The organism is Rhodococcus sp. NPDC019050 (assembly GCF_055664235.1).
In genome coordinates this window covers 17017-35512 of sequence record NZ_JBVOON010000012.1, presented here as the reverse complement: position 1 = coordinate 35512, position 18496 = coordinate 17017, and the positions used below count along the sequence as shown (strand labels likewise).

Below are 18496 nucleotides of genomic sequence, written 5' to 3'. Positions count from 1 at the left end.
TTCACCGTGCACGGTGACACGGGCATCGGCGGAGATTAAGAGGACCCCGCGCACCCGGCAGAGCCCGTTGACCCTTGCTGCCTTCCGGCCCTGGGGGAGTTCACAGGATGCGCGCCGCGCGGGATCCATCGGCAACTATAGAGGACGTACGGCAGGCCGCGCACCACCCCCCTCCCAGGGGCTGAAGTCCGCGGCTCGACCTGCCCGTTTGGTAACTATGGCCGGACATTCGCTATGCTTCCCCACGGAGGATTCGCCTAGTGGCCTATGGCGCTCGCCTGGAACGCGGGTTGGGTTAACGCCCTCAGGGGTTCAAATCCCCTATCCTCCGCCACGGAACCCCCGTGGGACGCGCAAGCGCCCCGCGGGGGTTCTCTGCATTCGGGCGGAACCCGCGGCTACACGGGTCGGCGGGTCCGACGGATACCTACGCCGAGCCCCCACGCATGACACGGTCGAACTCACCATCGCGAAAACCGGTTGTCGCGCACGTCTCGACCGACCGCGCGACAACCGGATTCGCAGACCTCACTCGCAGGCGACGCCGTCCAGGTCGCGGTCCATCTCGGTCCGGTATCCCGGCTCACCGGCATAGAGCGGCGCCGCTCCTGCGGCCCGGGCAGCCGAGCAGTTCTTGTAGTAGACGCTCGCGGGAGCGGGAGCGGGAGCGGGAGCCGGTGCCGGTGCCGGTGCCGGTGCGAGAGGCTGCGGCTGCGGCTGCGGAGCGACCGTGGTCGGCGCCGGTGTCGCGGTGTCGGTCCCGGCAGAACCCGACGCGAGACCTGTTGCCGTTCCACCACATTCGGTGAGGATTCTGGCCATCGCATCGTGCTCGGCCTGCGTCACCCACAGCCTGTACTCGGCTTTGACCTGGACCTGGCGTGCGACATACGTGCAGCGGTACGGGCGATGCGGCGGCAGCCAGGTCGCAGCGTCACCGTCGCTCTTGCGCTGGTTGGTGGGGCCGTCGACCGCCTGCAGATTCCGTGGATCGTTCGCGAAGTTCGCGCGGGTCTCCGGATCCAGTTGCTGCGCGCCCTTCTGCCAGGCGTCCGAGAGCGCGACGACATGGTCGATCTGCACCGCGGTGGAAGTGTCCTGGCCGCGAGTGAACGCGATCGTGGCCCCGGTGTAGGCATCGTGCAGCGTGCCGGAGGCGACCACGCAGTCGCGGGTGCCCGGCTTGTAGACGATGTCGACGAGGTCGCGTCGCAGGATGTCGTTGCGGGTGTCGCAACCGTTGTGCCCGAACTCGACGGACACGTCGTCGCTCCACGCCTGTCCGAAGAGGTCGCGGTCGTACCCGGTCTTCGGTGCGCGTCCCTTGATCGGCAGCGTCGTCAGTCGCGAAAGCGCCGCCGACATCGACGAGGCATCTCCGGACACCGGCGAGGCGTCCTCGGCCACCGCCGGCGCTGCGTCCGGTGCGGGCGTGGCGCTCGGCGCCGGGGTGGACCGTTCCCCCGTGGCCGCGTCGGTCGTCGCACCCGCGGGGACGGCCGAGGCGGTGTCCTCGTCCACGGCACCGCACCCCACCAGAACGAATGCTGCGGCAGTCGCCGCGGCGAACGCGCGAAGGCGCGAGGTGTGGCGTGAAGCCATGCGGAAACTCCTGAGAAAGGTGGGGCCGGTGTCGCCTGCTCATCGCCCGTCACACGGTGAGCCGTTACAACCGCGTATCCGCACCGGATTCCGTCCCTACTATTGCCCCGTGCCCGAAAACAACAAGGAGTTGCAGGCGCTGACGGTGGCACTGTCGGCACTCGCGGGATTCGTCGACGCTCTCGGGTTCATCACCCTCGGCGGAGTGTTCGTGTCGTTCATGAGCGGCAACTCCACACGATTCGCGGTCGAAACCGCCGACGCCTCCTGGCGCACGGCATCTCTGATCGGGGGCATCGTCGTTGTCTTCGTGATCGGGGTGATTCTGGGTGGGGTGATCGCGGAACTCACCGGCCGCGACCGCAGAACCCGGAAAACCGCGGTTCTCGTTGCGGTCACGGTGCTGCTCGCGATCGGGTCGCTGGCCGTGGCGCCGGGGTGGACGCAGGTGAGTGTGACGGCGATGACGCTGGCGATGGGCGTCGAGAATTCCGTGTTCCAGCGCAAGGGCGAGACAGCCGTGGCGCTCACCTACATGACCGGTGCGCTCGTGAAGATCGGGCACGAGATAGCGTCCGCGTTCTTCGGGGGCCCCCGCTGGGCCTGGCTGCCCTACGTCGGTCGTTGGGGAGGCCTGGTAGCGGGAGGGTTGCTCGGAGCCTTCGCACATCATCTGCTCGGCCTGCACGCCCTCTGGATCGCTACCGGGGTCGCGGCCGCACTCGTCGTGGCGGTCCGGTTCCTTCGGTCACCGGAAGTGCAGAAGACGGCGTGACAGCGGGATCGGGACCGGCGCGGAGCGTCCTCCCCATACGCTCGTACGGTGGTCGGCTCCGCTACGGTGCATCCATGCGCGCCCGCCCCTATGCCACCACCAGCCCCACCAGGCTCGCCGCGGCGCTCCTCGAAGTCGCCGCCCGCAGCGGGCTCGAGGCGGCCAGCGTGCGCGAAGTCGCCAACGAAGCCGGCGTGTCGATCGGCGCGGTACAGCACCATTTCCCCACCAAGGACGAGATGCTCGCGTACTCGTTTCGGGCCCTGTCCGACCGGGTGCTGACCCGGCTCGCGAACGTCGATCCGGACATCGATCCGGCGCGCACCCTGTTTTCCGCACTCAGCCAGTTGCTGCCGCTCGACGAGCAACGCGGCAGCGAGGTCCACGTGATGGCCGCGTTCGCCGTACGGGCTGTCACCTCGCCGTCGCTCAGCGTGATCCGCAGTTCGACGCTGTTCACCGTTCGTACCGGCATCGCAACCGTATTGATTCGGCTGGGCACCCCCGACCCGGAGACGCGCGCAACCCTTCTCCTCGCCGCGGTGCACGGACTCGCGCTCGACGCCGCGTCGAGTCCGGACCTCTATCCTCGCGAATACCTGACGCACGCCCTGCACACGCAGATCCAGCTCGCCCTGCACGGCGCGGACGCCTGCTGAGCCCGGCCAGGCTGAGTCGACCGATGCCATATCCCGACGACGAACCGGATCCCGCGGCAGGCGCCGGCAGATTCGCACCCAGTCCCTCCGGCGACCTGCACCTCGGCAATCTGCGGACCGCCGTGCTGGCGTGGTTGTTCGCACGCTCGACAGGGCGGCGATTTCTGTTGCGCGTGGAGGATCTCGACCGGGTCCGGCCCGGCGCCGAACAACGGCAACTCGCCGATCTCGCGGCACTCGGGCTCGATTGGGACGAGGAGGTCGCGCACCAATCTCGCCGAATCCGCTTGTACGAGGACGCAATCGGACGTCTCACCGACGCCGGTCTGACATACGAGTGTTACTGCACGAGACGAGAAATCCAGCAGGCCACGTCGGCTCCCCATGCTCCGGCGGGCGCGTATCCCGGCACCTGCCGTGACCTCACTCCCGAACAGCGGGACGCGAAACGAACGGCCGACCGCCCCCCGGCGATCCGGTTGCGTTCCACCGCACAATGGTTCACCGTCCACGACGTACTTCACGGCGATTTCACCGGCGTCGTCGACGATTTCGTCCTCCGCCGCAACGACGGGACGCCCGCCTACAACCTGGCTGTCGTCGTAGACGACGCCGCTCAGGGGATCGACCAGGTGGTGCGCGGCGACGATCTGCTCACCTCGGCTCCGCGGCAGGCGTATCTGGCCACGGTGCTCGGACTGACGGTGCCGGAGTACGCCCACGTGCCGCTCGCTCTGAACGAGGAGGGCAAACGGCTCGCCAAGCGCGACGGTGCCGTCACACTCTCCGACCAGCGGGCAGCGGGGCGTACCGCGGCCGATGTCCTCGGGACGATCGCCGTGTCGCTGCGTCTGGCCGACCCCGGTGAACCCGTGTCGCTGCCGCTGTTGCTCGACCGGTGGGACCCGGCACGAATGCCGCGCGAGCCGTGGGTCTTCCATCCCGATCGTGATGTGTGAGCCCGGTGGGACGAAAACCGAAGTGGTGCGTTTCGACTGACGGGCACGTACTCTGCGGTGGAGCAGACGTTCACCGATTCCTGCGGAGAGGGCACCGATGACTACCGGTGGTTACGACCCGAACAAGGACCCGCAGAATCCGGGCGGTGATCCTTATCCGTCACAGGGCGGGAGCTACCCGCCTCCCGGCGGATACCCTCCGCCTCCTAGCGGGGGCAACTATCCCCCGCCATCCGGGGGCGGCAGCTTTCCCCCACCACCGGACAGCGGCAATTATCCCCCGCCCGGCAGCTATCCCCCTCCGGGTAACTACCCGCCTCCGCCCGGCGGCAATTACCCACCACCCCCCGGCGGTTACGGATCCGGGGACTTCGGAGCCTACGGAACGCCCCGGTTGAGTGTGGGCGACGCGATCTCGTACGGCTGGCGCAAGTTCAGCGGAAACCCCGGCGTCTGGATCGCGATGGTCGTCATCGCCTTCCTCATCCAGGCTCTGATCAACGGCATTTTCAACGGTTTCGACTACACGCAGGACACCGACAACATCTCGTTCACGACGACGTTCTCCGCCGCGAACCTGATCGGAACGGTGGTCAGCGCGGTCGTCGGATACCTCATCGAGGCCGCATTCGTGCGCGGAGCGCTCAGCGAAGTCGACGGCCGGAAGCCCGCGTTCGGGACGTTCCTGCAGGTGGGTCCGATCGGCGCGGTCATCCTGACCGGTCTGCTGGTCGGGATCGGCACCTCGGTGGGTCTCGTACTGTGCATCGTGCCCGGCTTGGTGTTCGCGTTCTTCGCGTGGTGGGCGATGCCCTTCGTCATCGACCGGAACCAGGATGCGATCACGGCGATCAAGTCGAGTTTCAACGCGATCAAGTCGAACGCGGGCACGCTGTTCCTCCTCGCGTTGGCACTGATCGGTATCAACATCGTCGGCGCGCTGCTCTGCGGCCTCGGGCTGCTCGTGAGCATTCCGGTCACGATCATCGCCTCGACCTACGCCTACCGGCTCACCACAGGGGGTCCGGTCGTCGCCTGATCCCACTTCCCGATTGTCCGTTACACATCGCTACACATCGACTGTCGATGCGCCACGGTTACCTTGTACCGTGGCGCGTTGCACTGCCGATCGACAAGGAGTCAGATGACCACCGGTGGATACCCACCCCCTCCGCAGGACCCGCACAAGCACGGCGGCTACCCGGGCGCTCCGGCGCAGGGTGATCAGCCGTACGGCGGCGGCCAGCCCGCCGATTACACCCAGCAGTTCCAGAACCCGATGCAGTCCGGGTACAACCCCAACGACCCGTCCCAGGGCGGGCAGTACGGGGCACCCCAGTACGGTGCTCCCCAGTACGGGGCACCTCAGCACGGGGCGGGTGCCACTCAGTACGGAGCGCCCCAGCAGGGCGGACCGCAGTACGGGGGACCCCAGCAGGGCGGACCGCAGTACGGGGGACCCCAGTACGGTGCTCCGCAGTACGGAGCGCCCCAGTACGGCGGGCCGCAGAACGAGCAGTACGGTGCCACGCAGTACGGCGGCGTACCCGGATTCCCGCCCGCGCCCGGCGCCAATTTCGGCGTCACACGGCCTGGTGAACTGCTGCCCCGTCTCGGTGCCCGCATCCTCGATTCGCTGATCGTCGGCATCCCTATGGCGATTCTCACCAGCATCGTCGTGTTCGGGAGCGACAGCGGGTTCATGGCGTTCGTGATGACGGTGCTCTCCGGCGTCGCGGCGTTCGCGTACTGGACCCACTTCGAGTCGACCAAGGGCGCCACGATCGGCAAGAAATTGCTCGGTCTCTCGGTCGTCGGACCGAACGGTGGACTCCCGACCCGCGAAGAGGCTGCGAAGCGCAACGCCTTTGTCGCGCTGCAGATCCTCAGCGGTATCCCGTTCCTCGGCTGGCTCGTCAGCCTGGCTTCCTTCGCCGCGTGGATCGGCATCGCCGTGACCATCGAGAAGGACAGTGGCAAGCAGGGCTTCCACGACAAGTTCGCCGGTGGCACGCGGGTCGTCAAGTCCTGACCCCGCACTCTGCGAAGCGGGCCCCGTCCTCCAGGACGGGGCCCGCTGTCGTCGCGCGACTTCGCGATCAACGTCGCGTGATGCTTGGATGGCCGGGTGACACAGCACGAGACGAACTCCCCCTCCTCCGCCTCGCCCCAAGCGGCATTCGCCCGCGTCGGGCGTAGTTCCTACCCGGGGATCGTCGTCCTGTTCACCGCCGTGCTGATGATCTCCAACATCTGCGCCACGAAGGGAATCGCCTTCTTCGGCGACATGGAGTTCTCGCTCGGCCCACTGCAAATCCTGCCGATCATCACCGACGGCGGGTTCTTCCTGTTCCCGCTTGCATACATCCTCGGGGACGTGCTGAGCGAGGTGTACGGATTTGCCGCGACCCGCCGCGCAGTCCTGTACGGATTCGGTGCGGTGGCTCTCTCGGCGCTGGCCTTCTGGGTCGCGCAGTCGTTGCCCGCGGCCGAGTTCTATCCGAACCAGGAGTCGTTCGAAGCGGTCCTCGGCGTGGTGCCCCGCATGCTGCTCGCGGGCCTGGCCGGCTATCTCGTGGGGCAGTTGCTCAACTCGTACGTGCTGGTGCGGATCAAGGAACGCACGCAGGAGAAGCACCTGTGGGCACGCCTGATCGGGTCGACGGTGGTCGGCGAGTTCGCCGACACCCTCGTCTTCTGCTCCATCGCTGCCGGTGCGATCGGCATCTCCACCTGGGACGACTTCGCGAACTTCGTGGTCGTCGGCTTCGTGTGGAAGACGCTGATCGAGGTCGTGCTCCTACCCGTCACCTACCGCGTGATCGCGTACGTGAAGAAGCACGAGCCGACCTACGCTCCGGTCTCGGATGCCGCCTGACGCTTCTTCGCGTAGAACCGGCCCAGGGTTTCGGCCTTGTGCTCGTCGAAGTACCCGCCCTCGATGCTCAGACGGATCTCGTCGACGAGGCGCACCGTGAATCGTTCGTTGTGGATCGTGCACAACGTGGACGCGAGCATCTCCTTCGCCTTGAACAGGTGATGGATGTACGCCCGGGTGTAGTTCGCGCAGGTGTAGCAGTCACAGTTCTCGTCGATGGGTGTGAAGTCGCGACGGAACCGGCTCGTGTTGATGTTGAAGCGGCCGTCGGGGTGATAGATCGCCGCGTTGCGTGCCACCCGTGACGGGTTGACGCAGTCGAACGTGTCGGCCCCGTGCTCGATGGCCACGAACACGTCGTCGGGTTCGCTGATGCCGAGCATGTGCCGCGGTTTGCTGTCGGGCAGTTCCTCGCAGCACCAGCGCACGATGGTGCCGAGATTGTGCTTCTCGAGCGCACCACCGATGCCGTACCCGTCGAAGCCGCGGCCCGACTCGCCCACGATCGATTCGAGGCCCCGGCACGCCTCCCTGCGAAGGTCCTCGTACTGCGCACCCTGGACGACCCCGAACAGTGCCTGGTAGGGACGGTGCGCGCGCTCTGCGGTGAGCTTCTCGTGTTCGGCGATGCACCGGACCGCCCACGCCTGGGTGCGCTCGATGGACCGTTCCTGGTATCCCCGCGTGTTCATCAGCGTCGTCAACTCGTCGAACGCGAACATGATGTCGGCGCCGAGTTGGTGCTGGATCTGCATCGACACCTCGGGGGTGAACCGGTGCATCGATCCGTCGAGGTGCGATTTGAACGTGACACCGTCGTCGTCGACGCGTGCGAGTCGTTCCTTGCCGTGCGCCATGACGTCGTCGTTCTGCACACCGACCGATTCCATCGCGATGACCTTCTTGAAGCCCACCCCGAGCGACATGACCTGGAAGCCGCCGCTGTCGGTGAACGTCGGGCCGTTCCAGTTCATGAACTTCCCGAGCCCGCCGGCCTCGTCGACGATGTCGGATCCGGGCTGAAGGTAGAGGTGATAGGCGTTCGCCAGCAGCGCCTGCGCACCCAGATCCTTCATCGCCTCGGGCAGCACCGCCTTGACGGTGGCCTTTGTTCCGACACCGATGAAGGCAGGTGTACGGATGTCACCGTGCGGCGTGTGGATGGTGCCGGTGCGACCCAATCCGTTGTCGAGTCGGGCTCCGACCGTGAAGAACGGGTCGGGCGGAACCGGTAGCGCGGAATCGGTACTGCGAAGGACACTCACCCGACGATTGTGGCAGGTCACCGCTACCTCTCCGACGACCGCCCGGTACTCGGCACTCCGAACCGGCGTTCAGTCCCGGCGGCGGGCACGGGCGATCGCCTTCCCGATTTCGTCCACCCACAGCACCACCGAACCGACACCGATCGCCAGCATCCACTGGGTAGCGGTCAGGCCGGTGGTATCGAAGAGGCCCTGCAGGAAGCTCGTCTGCACCACGCAGATCTGCAGCACGATCACGACGACGATCGCGATCCAGATGGTGTGGTTGGTCAGCGTCTGCAGCGAGAACACCGAACGGAGATTCGAGCGCACGTTGAACAGGTTGAAGACCTGGAAGAACACGAAGGTGGTGAACGCGAGGGTGGTGGCGAACAACGGGTCGTCGGCGCTGTCCCGGAACAGGTCCGGTCCGAAGCGCAGCACCAGGAGGGTGCCGACGGCCATGACGATGCCCAGGCCGAGGATGCGCTGGATCCGCGACCGGGTGAGCAGCGCTTCCTTCGCCGGTCGTGGGGGCCGCTTCATCGCGTCCGGTTCCGTCCGGTCCACACCGAGGGCGAGCGCGGGCGGCCCGTCCATGATGATGTTGACCCACAGGATCTGCAGTGCCGTGAACGGAGCACCGCCCGCGAGGCCGAAAGCGCCGGCGGCGAGGAAGATCAACACGAATCCCCACGCGGTGGTCAACTGGAACTTCACGAACTTGACGATGTTGTCGTAGATGCCGCGGCCCTCGGCCACGGCAGCGACGATCGTCGCGAAGTTGTCGTCGGTGAGGATCATGTTCGCGGCGCCCTTGGACACGTCGGTCCCGGTGATCCCCATCGCGACGCCGATATCGGCCTGCTCGAGTGCGGGTGCGTCGTTGACGCCGTCGCCAGTCATCGCGACGATCTGCCCGTCCGCTTGCAGAGCCTTGACGTACCGGATCTTGTGCTCGGGTGCCACCCGCGCGAGCACGCCGAATCCTTCTGCCCGGGTGCGCAATTCGTCGTCGTCGAGACCGTCGAGGTCCGAGCCCGACGCGGCGACGCCCTCGATGCCCAGCTGGGAGGCGATCGCGGAGGCCGTGACGAGATGGTCGCCCGTGATCATGTGCACCGCGATGCCGGCGTCGTGCGCGACCTCGATCGCCGCCTTCGCTTCCGTTCTCGGCGGGTCCACGATGCCCACGACCGCGTAGACGGTGAGGTCCGAGACCAGGCTCTGCAGCGCGTCCGAATCGCCGCGTGGCACAGCCTCGAGGTCGCGTCCCGCGATCATCAGCGTCCGGAGTCCGTCGGAGGCGAGTCCGTTCACGGCCTCCCGGATCTGCCGGCGCTTCTCGTCGTCGAGGGGAACCGGCCCGTCCGGGCCGTCCACGGTGACGGCACGTTCGAGCAGCGCACCCGGCGCACCTTTGGCGAAGCAGCGGAACCGTCCTTCCGGCAGAGCATGGAAAGTCGCCATGAACTTGTAGGCGGAATCGAACGGAACCTCGGCGAGGCGGGGGTGTGCGGTACGCGCACCGTCGACGTCGATGCCGCCCTTCTCTGCGAGCACGACCAGTGCGCCCTCGGTGGGATCGCCGACCAGCACACCGTCACGCACCGTGGCGTCGTTGCACAGCCCCATGCCCAGCAGTGCGTCGGTGAAGTCGGGGGTCGGAAGTCCGTCACCGACAAGGATCTTGCCGTCGGTTCCGTACCCGGATCCGGTGACGCGGAACGTGCGGCCCCGCACCAGCAACCGCTGCACGGTCATCTCGTTGAGGGTGAGGGTGCCGGTCTTGTCGGTGGCGATATGTGTCGTGCTGCCGAGCGTTTCCACCGCGGCGAGTTGTTTGACGATCGCGCCCCGTGCGGCGAGACGCGATGCTCCCATCGCGAGGGTGAACGCGACGACCGCGGTGAGTCCTTCGGGGATGGTCGCAACGGCGAGGGACACCGCGGTGACGAGCAGGTCCGACCACGACTGGCCGCGGAGCAATCCGAGGACGAACACGAGCGCGACGGTGATGATCGCAACGATCGTGAGGACCTGCGCGAGCTGGCCGATCCGGCGTTGCAACGGAGTCTGTTCGACGCCCGCACCGCCGAGCAGGGTGGCGATCGCCCCCATTTCGGTGGCCATCCCGGTGGCGGTCACCACCATTTCCGCGCGTCCTCGCGTCACCTCGGTATTCATGAACAGCATGTCGGTGCGGTCACCGAGAGGCGCGTCGGGTTCGGCCACGGGTTCGATCGACTTGTCGACGGGATGCGACTCGCCGGTGAGTGCAGCCTCGGCCACCTGCAGACGCACCGCCTGCACGAGCCGGCCGTCGGCGGGTACCGAGTCACCCGATTCGAGCAACACGATGTCGCCCGGCACCAACTGCTCGCGGGGCAACGACTGTTCGCGGCCGTCGCGGCGCACCCGCGTGGTGGACACGGACATCTTCTTCAGAGCCTGCAGACTGTTCTCCGCGCGAGATTCCTGCACGAAGTTCAGGACGGTGTTGAGCGTGATCACGGCGAAGATGACGACCGGTGTCTCCCACTCACGGGAAACCACCGCGCTCACCACTGCGGCGACCACCAGCACCAACGTCATCTTGTCGGCGAGCAGGGAGAGCACCTTGCGCCACGCGGGTGTTCCGGCTTCCTCGGCGATGAGGTTGGGTCCGTGCTCCGCCAGTCGTTGCTGCACATCGGCGGTGGAGAGACCGCGATGCGTGTCGACGCTCAGCGCCCCGGCCACCTCGGGCGCCGATGCGGTGTGCCAGGGCTGCGCGGTTGCCACCTGCATAACGGCTCCTCGGTGTCGGAAATCGATCGATTCTCACCGTACTGTGAGGAGACAGTCATGGGGTTCGAGTGCACCCGGGCAGTGTTCGTGGTGAGCTAGGACAAAGACGCAGCGAGTTCGAGGAGTGTGCCGTGAGCGAGATTCCGAATACCGGCGAACCCACCACCGTCCTCACCGACGAGCAGTGCTGGGAACTGCTCGCATCCGAGAAGGTGGGCCGTCTCGTCGTCGTGGTGAACGGTTACCCCGAGATATATCCGGTCAACTACGCGGTTCGTGACCGGAAGGTGTACTTCCGCAGCGGAGAAGGCAGCAAACTCGCAGAACTGGCCGTGTACCCCCAGGTCGCCTTCCAGGTCGATCACATCGAGGCGAACGACGCGTGGAGCGTGGTGCTGCACGGACGCGCCCACATCCTTCAGCACTTCAGCGACGTGCAGGCCGTCGATGCGCTGGGTCTGTCCCCCTGGGTGCCGGATTCGAAGTTCAACTACGTCGAGCTGATCACCTCGGAGACGAGCGGACGAAGGTTTTCGCTGGTAGAGCATTGATCTCATGACCCACCCGGACGAGAACCGGCGGTTGATGCGATTCATGCTGCTGTCGGTGGCCGCCGCGCTGGCCACGATGGCCATGAAGGCGCTGGCCGCTGTGCTGACCGGATCGGTGGGCCTGCTGTCGGACGCGCTCGAGTCCGGGGTCAACCTCGTCGCCGCGGTGGTGGGACTGATCGCGCTGCGCGTCGCTGCCAAACCGGCCGACTACAACCACCAGTTCGGGCACGGCAAGGCCGAATACCTGTCGGCGGCCGTCGAGGGCACCATGATCTTCGTGGCAGCCACCGCGATCCTGTGGTCGTCGGTGGATCGGCTGCTGCACCCGCAGGCCGTGGACCAGCCCGGTATCGGGCTCGCGCTGTCCACGGGTGCCTCGGTGATCAACCTCGCGGTGGGACTCGCGCTTCTCCGGGCGGGCAGGCGGCACCGCTCGATCACGCTGGTCGCCGACGGCAACCACCTGCTCACCGACGTGTGGACCTCGGTAGGAGTCCTGGCCGGCGTCGGCCTCGTGGTGCTGACCGGGTGGGACGTGCTCGATCCGATCGTGGCGATCCTCGTGGCCGTCAACATCCTGCGGATCGGCTACGGGCTGGTGAGACAGTCCGTCATGGGGATGCTCGACGTCGTGCTTCCGGAGGACGATGTCGCGGCGGTGGACGCGATCCTCGACCGGTACCGGGAGGACGGATCCGTGGTGATCCTCCCGCCGCGCACCAGGGAGGCGGGCCGGCAGCGCTTCGTGTATCTGACGGTGCGGGTGCCCGGCGACTGGACCGTGCGGGCAGGCCACGATCTCCTCGATCGACTCGAAGCCGATCTCCGCGACGCCCTGCCCGGAACGACGGTCTTCACGCACCTCGAACCGATACGGCCGAGCGTGGTGGTTTCGGCAGACGAACCCCGCAGGCGATGAAGGACGCCTAGCGTGGAGAGATGGCCACACCGCTGATCACCTTGAACAACGGAGTCACCATCCCCGCGCTGGGCTTCGGTGTCTTCCAGACCCCGCCCGATCAGACCGTCGCGGCGGTGACCACGGCATTGGACACCGGTTACCGGCACATCGACACCGCGGCCGCGTATCTCAACGAGCGCGAGGTGGGCCGGGCAGTGGCGCACTCGTCCGTGGACCGGTCGGACATCTTCCTCGAAACCAAGGTCTGGATCACCGACTACGGCTACGACTCGACCCTGCATGCGTTCGACAAGAGCGCCGCGAAACTGGGTGTCGAGCAACTCGACCTGCTCATCCTGCACCAGGCGCTACCCGGCGAGTTCGACCTCACCATCGCTGCCTACAAAGCGCTCGAGACACTGCTTGCGGACGGCAAGGTGCGTGCCATCGGAGTCAGCAACTTCATGCCGGACCATCTCACCCGCCTGATGGAGGCGACCTCGATCGTCCCGGCGATCAACCAGGTCGAAGTACATCCCTACTTTCGGCAGACCGCCGTGCTCGACGCCGACGCCGAGAACGGCATCGTCTCACAGGCATGGTCGCCGATCGGCGGAATCACCTTCTACCGGAACGGTTCCCACGGATCCACTCTGGACGATCCCGCCATCGGGGAGATCGGCCGGGCACACGGCAAGACACCGGCCCAGGTCATGCTGCGGTGGCACCTCCAGCAAGGCCGCCAGGTCATCCCCAAATCGGTGACGCCGTCGCGGATAGCCGAGAACTTCGATGTCTTCGACTTCGATCTCACCGCGGACGAACTCGCGGCGATCGACGCCCTCGACACCGGGGTGCGTGGCGGCCCCGAACCCGAGGCCATCACGCGCGAGAACTTCGGACTCGACATTCCCGAACCCTGAGCCCGGGCCGCTAGACCGCTGTTGTCACAAGACCTGCACCGAGCCCGAGCATGAGCACCGCGACACCACCGTCGAGGATGCGCCACGCATTCGGTTTCGCGAACCAGCGCTGCAGATGGCGGGCGCCGTAACCGAGTGCGCCGAACCACACGACGCTGGCGACGATCGCACCGGCGCCGAACAACCACCGGCCCGGGTCGCCGTAGTGGTTCGCCACCGAACCGAGCATGAGGACCGTATCGAGGTAGGTGTGGGGATTGAGCCAGGTCAGCGCGAGACAGGTGGCCAGCGCTGCGCCGATGGTAACGGCACCGCCGGGTGCCGCGGCAAGCGCCGACGGGTGCAGTGCCCGTCGCGCAGCCATCAGGCCGTAGACGATCAGGAATGCCGCTCCGGCCCAGCGGATCACGGTCACCGTCCCGGGAGCACGGTCCAGGAGAGTGGAGATCCCGGCGATCCCGGCCGTGATGAGAATCGCATCCGATATCGCACACACGGCGATGACAGGAAGCACGTGTCGGCGCGCGATGGCCATGCGCAGTACGAAGGCGTTCTGCGCACCGATCGCGACGATGAGGGACATGCCCATGCCGAAGCCGGCGACAACGAGATGCATGTCGTCCACGGTAGGAATCCGAGGCAATGAAGAACAGTTGATTTTTCTTCATGTCCATTAGACTTGCTTAATATGGAGGCAGACTTCGCCCAACTGCGCACGTTCGCCGCTGTACTCGACGAAGGCACGTTCGACGGTGCGGCCGCGGTCCTGCGCATCACACCCTCTGCGGTGAGCCAGCGGATCAAAGCACTGGAACAGCATGTGGGACAGGTGTTGCTGCGGCGTACCCGTCCGGTGACCGCCACCACCGCGGGAGAGGCGGTGATGCGGCTCGCACGTCAGGTCTCGCGGCTCGAGGCCGACACCGAGGATGCACTCGGACTCTCACCGGGTGACGACAACCACGTCCCCGTGTCCCTGGTCGTCAACGCCGACTCGATGTCGACGTGGATGCTGCGCGCACTCGCCCGCATGCCGGAGCGTCACCACGCGTTGTTCGAGTTGCACCGGGAGGACGAGTTCCACTCCACCGAGTTGCTGCGCGACGGCACCGCGATGGCTGCGGTGACCTCGGTACCCGAACCGGTACAGGGCTGCACCTCCGAAAAGCTCGGAGCCATGCGCTATTACGCGATGGCGAGTATCGACTTCGCCGAGCACTGGTTTCCCGAGGGAATCACGGTCGCTGCACTACGCGAAGCACCCATGCTCAGCTTCGACCGCAAGGACGACATGCAGGACCGCGCCCTGCGGCGAGTGACACGCGCTCGGCTCGAACCGCCCCGCCACTACATCCCGGGTGCGCTGGAATTCGTCGATGCGGTTCGCCTGGGGCTCGGCTGGGGCATGTTGCCCGAGCCGATGCTCACCGATACGACCGGCATGGTCTACCTCGCCCCGGGCCGGCCGTTCGATGTGCCGCTGTACTGGCAACGCTGGAAACTCGAGTCGCCGGTTCTCGATTCGCTCACCGCCGCGGTGCGGCGCACCGCCCGGGAAGTGCTGCAGTGACGACGCACGCGATCATTCGACGAGAACCTTGAACTGAGCGTCGTACAGGCGCGCGTACGCCCCGCCCGCCTCGAGCAGACCGTGATGGGTGCCCTGCTCGACGATGTGTCCGTCCTCCATCACGACGATGCGATCGGCATCCCGAATAGTGGAGAGGCGGTGTGCGATCACGAAACTCGTGCGATCGTCGCGCAGACGCGCGGTGGCGTGCTGGACGAGCAGTTCGGTGCGGGTGTCCACCGAACTGGTCGCCTCGTCGAGGATGAGGATCGACGGCTTCGCGACGAACGCGCGCGCGATCGTGACGAGCTGTCGCTCCCCCGCGCTGAGGCTGCCGTTCTCCTCGTCGAGCACCGTGTCGTAACCGTCGGGGAGGGCGCGCACGAATCGGTCGACGTAGCTCATCCGCGCGGCGGACATGATCTGGTTCTCGGTGGCGTGCGGGTTGCCGTACGCGATGTTCTCGCGGATGGTGCCGCCGAACAACCACGTGTCCTGCAGGACCATCCCGATGCGCGAACGCAGTTCGTCCCGCGACATCCGGGTGATGTCCACGCCGTCGACGAGGATGCGGCCGGAATCGACCTCGTAGAAGCGCAGGATGAGATTGATGAGCGTGGTCTTCCCGGCACCCGTCGGTCCCACGATCGCGACCATCTGACCCGGTTCGACACGCAGCGACAGGTCCTCGATGAGAGGGCGGTCCGGCACGTACGAGAAGGAGACGTGCTCGAACTCGACGAGACCGTGACGGCTCCACGGCATCGTGGGCGCCGGGGATTCCGGTTCCTCTTCCGACTCGTCGAGCACCGCGAACACCCGCTCGGCCGACGCCGACGCCGACTGCAGCAGATTGACCATCGCACCGATCTGGGCGAGTGGCTGCACGAGTTGCCGGGAGTACTGGATGAGCGCCTGGATCTCACCGAGCGTGGCGGTACCCGACGCGACACGCAGTCCACCGAGGACCGCGATCACCACGTAACCCACGTTGCCGAGGAACGTCACGAGAGGCATCACGAGACCCGAGACGAACTGTGCACGGTAGGACGCCTGATACAGCGATTCGTTGGTCTCGGTGAACCGCTTCTGGACCTCGGAGGTGCGGCCGTAGGCGGTGATGAGTTCGTGGCCCGTGAACGCTTCCTCGATCTGCCCGTTGAGAACGCCGGTCGCCTCCCACTGCGACGCGAAATGCCGCCGGGAGCGACGCGCGACCAGCACCGTCGCCAACACGGAGGCCGGGACGGTCAGAATCGCGACGAGCGCGAGCGCCGGCGAGATGAACAGCATCATCACGACGAGACCGAGCAGCGTCAGCACTGCCAGCACGAGTTGCGAGATGGATTCCTGCATACCCGCCGACACGTTGTCGATGTCGTTGGTGACGCGGCTGAGCATGTCACCGCGCGAATGCGTGTCGAAGTATTTGAGGGGCAGTCGGTGGATCTTGCGTTCCACCCGCGACCGCATGTCCCGCACGACACGCTGCACGATCTCGTTGAGGCCGTACGCCGCGATCCAGATCAGGCCCGACGACAGCAAGTACAACGCGAGCACGATGACGAGAATTCGCCCGAGGCTCCCGAAGTCGATTCCCACACCCGGAACGACGTTCATGCCCGACACCATGTCGGCGAACTGGTCGCGCCCTTCGGCGCGCAGGCCCGCGACGGCCTCGTCCTTCGACAGCCCGGCGGGCAACTGCGTTCCGATCACGCCGTTGAAGATCACGTCGGTGCCACGACCAAGTACGAACGGGGCGACGGACACGCTCACGACGCCGAGGAAGGCCGAGAGCAGCACCGAGTAGACCGCGTACCGGTGCGGGTGCAGCATCCCGAGTACGCGCGCGACGGTGCGGAAGCGCGACGGCGCACTCTCCTCCGGGGTGGTCATACCGACGCCATCCTCTGGGACTCGACGATCTCGAAGTAGGTCTCACAGCGCCCCAGCAGACCGAGGTGCGTACCCACGTCGACCATGGTGCCGTCGTCGAGCACGACGATGCGGTCGGCGTCCTGCACCGTCGAGACGCGTTGCGCGACGATCAGGACGCACGCGTTGCGGGTCTCGGGTTCGAGGGCCGCGCGCAACTTGCCGTCGGTCGCAGGGTCGAGCGCCGAGAACGCGTCGTCGAAGAGGTAAATGGACGGGCGGCGGACCAGCGCGCGAGCGATGGCGAGGCGCTGCCGTTGTCCACCGGAGACGGTCGAGCCGCCCTGCGCGATCTGCGTGTCGAGCCTGTCGGGGGTGGCATGCACGAACTCCGCGGCTTGCGCCACCTCGAGCGCGTGCCACAACTCGGCATCGGTGGCGTCGGGCCGTCCGTAGCGCAGGTTGTCGGCGATGGTGCCGGAGAACAGGTACGCCTTCTGCGGCACCACCGCGATGCGGGAGCGCAACACGTCCGTGTCGAGCGCCCGGATGTCGGTGCCGCCGACGAGGACCTGCCCCTCCGTCGCGTCGATCAGGCGTGGCAGCAACCGGAGCAGGGTGCTCTTGCCCGACCCGGTGCCACCGATGATGGCGGTGGTCGTACCGGGGTCGGCACGGAACGAGATGCCGCGGAGGACCGGCGCATCGGCGCCGGGATAGGAGAAGCCCGCGCCCCGGAACTCCACCGAGACCCGCGCGGGCAACTGCCGGACCGGGTCGGGCGGCGACGCAACAGTGGGCTCCGTGTCGAGCACCTCGAGCAGGCGCTCGGCACACACCCCGGCCCGCGGCGTCATGATGGCGATGAACGAGGCCATGAGGACGGCCATCAGGATCTGTGCGACGTAGGTGATCATCGCCGTGATCGAACCGACCTGCATGTCGCCGGAGTCGACACGATGGCCGCCCACCCACAGCACGGCGACGGTGCTGGCGTTGGCGATCAGCAGCACTGCCGGGTAGAGCAGGGAGTTGACGCGTCCCACCCGGAGCGCGGTCGCGGTGAGGTCGTCGTTGGCGCGTTCGAAGCGCGCGCGCTCGGTCTCGTCGCGGACGAAGGCCCGTACGACACGGATGCCGGTGATCTGTTCGCGAAGGACCCGGTTGATCCCGTCGATGCGTTTCTGCATGACCCGGAATCCGGGCAGCATGAGGAGGATCAGCGCCACCATCGTGAAGACGAGGACCGGTACCGCGACGACGAGGACGAGCGATGTTCCGGGATCTTGGCGCAGGGCCATGATGATGCCGCCGACCGCCATGATCGGGGAGGTCACCACGATCGTGCAGGTCATGAGGACGAGCATCTGAACCTGTTGCACGTCGTTGGTGTTGCGGGTGATCAGCGATGCCGCCCCGAAGGTGCCGAACTCGCGTGAGGAGAATTCGCCGACGCGCTGCACGACCGCGAGCCGGACATCCCGGCCGAACGACATGGCGGCACGGGCGGCGAAGTACACGGCGCCGATCGACGCACCGATCTCGACCGCGCTGATCGCCAGCATCACCAGACCGGTGCGCATGATGAAATCGATGTCGCCGGCCGCGACGCCCTCGTCGATGATGTCGGCGTTGAGGCTCGGCAGGAGCAGCATGCCGCCCGTCGCGACGAGTTGGAGCAGGACCACCGCCGCAAGCGCGCCCTTGTAGGGCGCGAGAAACCGCCGCAACAGCCGTATCAGCATGGGCAACACGCTACCTGC

Annotated in this window: 16 protein-coding genes, 1 tRNA gene and 1 other RNA gene; 11 read left to right on the top strand and 7 right to left on the bottom strand. The window is 66.6% G+C overall.

The genetic code is table 11. The features are described 5' to 3' along the window. Positions 1-35 precede the first annotated feature (35 nt). An RNA gene (gene ffs, locus AC0B44_RS13760) (signal recognition particle sRNA small type) lies at positions 36-130 on the bottom strand. A gap of 116 nt (positions 131-246) precedes the next feature. Between ffs and AC0B44_RS13755 the strand changes: the two genes are divergently transcribed. Further along, positions 247-334, top strand: a tRNA-Ser gene (locus AC0B44_RS13755). Positions 335-528: 194 nt separating this feature from the next. Here AC0B44_RS13755 and AC0B44_RS13750 read toward each other — a convergent pair. Then, positions 529-1602 (bottom strand): GmrSD restriction endonuclease domain-containing protein, encoded by a 1074-nt coding sequence (locus tag AC0B44_RS13750; RefSeq protein WP_471903412.1) that lies wholly within the window; start codon positions 1600-1602, stop codon positions 529-531. A 109-nt stretch (positions 1603-1711) separates the two neighbouring features. Between AC0B44_RS13750 and AC0B44_RS13745 the strand changes: the two genes are divergently transcribed. From AC0B44_RS13745 to AC0B44_RS13720, 6 genes are all read left to right on the top strand, one after another. Then, positions 1712-2377, top strand: a complete 666-nt coding sequence (locus tag AC0B44_RS13745) for a YoaK family protein (RefSeq protein ID WP_471903411.1) — start codon at positions 1712-1714, stop codon at positions 2375-2377. Positions 2378-2451: 74 nt separating this feature from the next. After that, complete coding sequence (locus tag AC0B44_RS13740) at positions 2452-3036, top strand: TetR/AcrR family transcriptional regulator (RefSeq protein WP_471903410.1); 585 nt, start codon at positions 2452-2454, stop codon at positions 3034-3036. Positions 3037-3059: 23 nt separating this feature from the next. Next, positions 3060-3995 (top strand): tRNA glutamyl-Q(34) synthetase GluQRS, encoded by a 936-nt coding sequence (gene gluQRS / locus AC0B44_RS13735; protein ID WP_471903409.1) that lies wholly within the window; start codon positions 3060-3062, stop codon positions 3993-3995. 394 nt (positions 3996-4389) lie between these two features. Next, positions 4390-5034, top strand: coding sequence for a DUF2189 domain-containing protein (locus tag AC0B44_RS13730; protein ID WP_471903408.1), 645 nt, complete (start codon positions 4390-4392; stop codon positions 5032-5034). Between the two features lie 105 nt (positions 5035-5139). Further along, the gene (locus AC0B44_RS13725) at positions 5140-6027 is read left to right on the top strand and encodes an RDD family protein (protein ID WP_471903407.1); all 888 of its coding nucleotides are present in this window, start codon (positions 5140-5142) and stop codon (positions 6025-6027) included. Between the two features lie 96 nt (positions 6028-6123). Continuing rightward, positions 6124-6873 carry a queuosine precursor transporter gene (locus AC0B44_RS13720; protein ID WP_471903406.1) on the top strand — a complete coding sequence of 250 codons (750 nt, stop codon included), beginning with the start codon at positions 6124-6126 and terminating at the stop codon, positions 6871-6873. On the opposite strand, the gene tgt is transcribed toward AC0B44_RS13720, so the two are convergent. After that, on the bottom strand, positions 6846-8138 hold the full coding sequence (gene tgt, locus AC0B44_RS13715; protein WP_378528566.1) for a tRNA guanosine(34) transglycosylase Tgt: 1293 nt from the start codon (positions 8136-8138) through the stop codon (positions 6846-6848). The genes AC0B44_RS13720 and tgt overlap by 28 nt on opposite strands. 69 nt (positions 8139-8207) lie before the next feature. Then, a complete protein-coding gene (locus AC0B44_RS13710; protein ID WP_471903405.1) occupies positions 8208-10907 on the bottom strand; it encodes a cation-translocating P-type ATPase in 2700 nt (899 codons plus the stop codon). A gap of 131 nt (positions 10908-11038) precedes the next feature. Between AC0B44_RS13710 and AC0B44_RS13705 the strand changes: the two genes are divergently transcribed. Genes AC0B44_RS13705 through AC0B44_RS13695 form a run of 3 tightly spaced genes read left to right on the top strand, consistent with a single transcriptional unit; the run spans position 11039 to position 13285 of the window. Next, a complete protein-coding gene (locus AC0B44_RS13705; protein ID WP_378528568.1) occupies positions 11039-11458 on the top strand; it encodes a pyridoxamine 5'-phosphate oxidase family protein in 420 nt (139 codons plus the stop codon). Between the two features lie 4 nt (positions 11459-11462). Further along, positions 11463-12380: a cation diffusion facilitator family transporter gene (locus AC0B44_RS13700; RefSeq protein ID WP_378528569.1), complete on the top strand. Its 918-nt coding sequence runs from the start codon at positions 11463-11465 to the stop codon at positions 12378-12380. 20 nt (positions 12381-12400) lie between these two features. Beyond that, a complete protein-coding gene (locus AC0B44_RS13695; RefSeq protein ID WP_471903404.1) occupies positions 12401-13285 on the top strand; it encodes an aldo/keto reductase in 885 nt (294 codons plus the stop codon). Positions 13286-13295: 10 nt separating this feature from the next. Here AC0B44_RS13695 and AC0B44_RS13690 read toward each other — a convergent pair whose 3' ends face one another. After that, a complete protein-coding gene (locus AC0B44_RS13690; RefSeq protein WP_471903403.1) occupies positions 13296-13901 on the bottom strand; it encodes a LysE/ArgO family amino acid transporter in 606 nt (201 codons plus the stop codon). 72 nt (positions 13902-13973) lie between these two features. Here AC0B44_RS13690 and AC0B44_RS13685 point away from each other — a divergent pair, with 72 nt between their 5' ends. Beyond that, the gene (locus AC0B44_RS13685) at positions 13974-14855 is read left to right on the top strand and encodes a LysR family transcriptional regulator ArgP (protein WP_471903402.1); all 882 of its coding nucleotides are present in this window, start codon (positions 13974-13976) and stop codon (positions 14853-14855) included. 12 nt (positions 14856-14867) lie between these two features. Here the strand turns inward: AC0B44_RS13685 and AC0B44_RS13680 are convergent, their stop codons facing one another. Both AC0B44_RS13680 and AC0B44_RS13675 read right to left on the bottom strand, forming a co-directional pair. Further along, positions 14868-16754, bottom strand: coding sequence for an ABC transporter ATP-binding protein (locus AC0B44_RS13680; RefSeq protein WP_471903401.1), 1887 nt, complete (start codon positions 16752-16754; stop codon positions 14868-14870). Continuing rightward, positions 16751-18478: an ABC transporter ATP-binding protein gene (locus AC0B44_RS13675; RefSeq protein ID WP_471903400.1), complete on the bottom strand. Its 1728-nt coding sequence runs from the start codon at positions 18476-18478 to the stop codon at positions 16751-16753. The genes AC0B44_RS13680 and AC0B44_RS13675 overlap by 4 nt, the downstream gene beginning before the upstream one ends. Between the last annotated feature and the right edge of the window lie 18 nt (positions 18479-18496).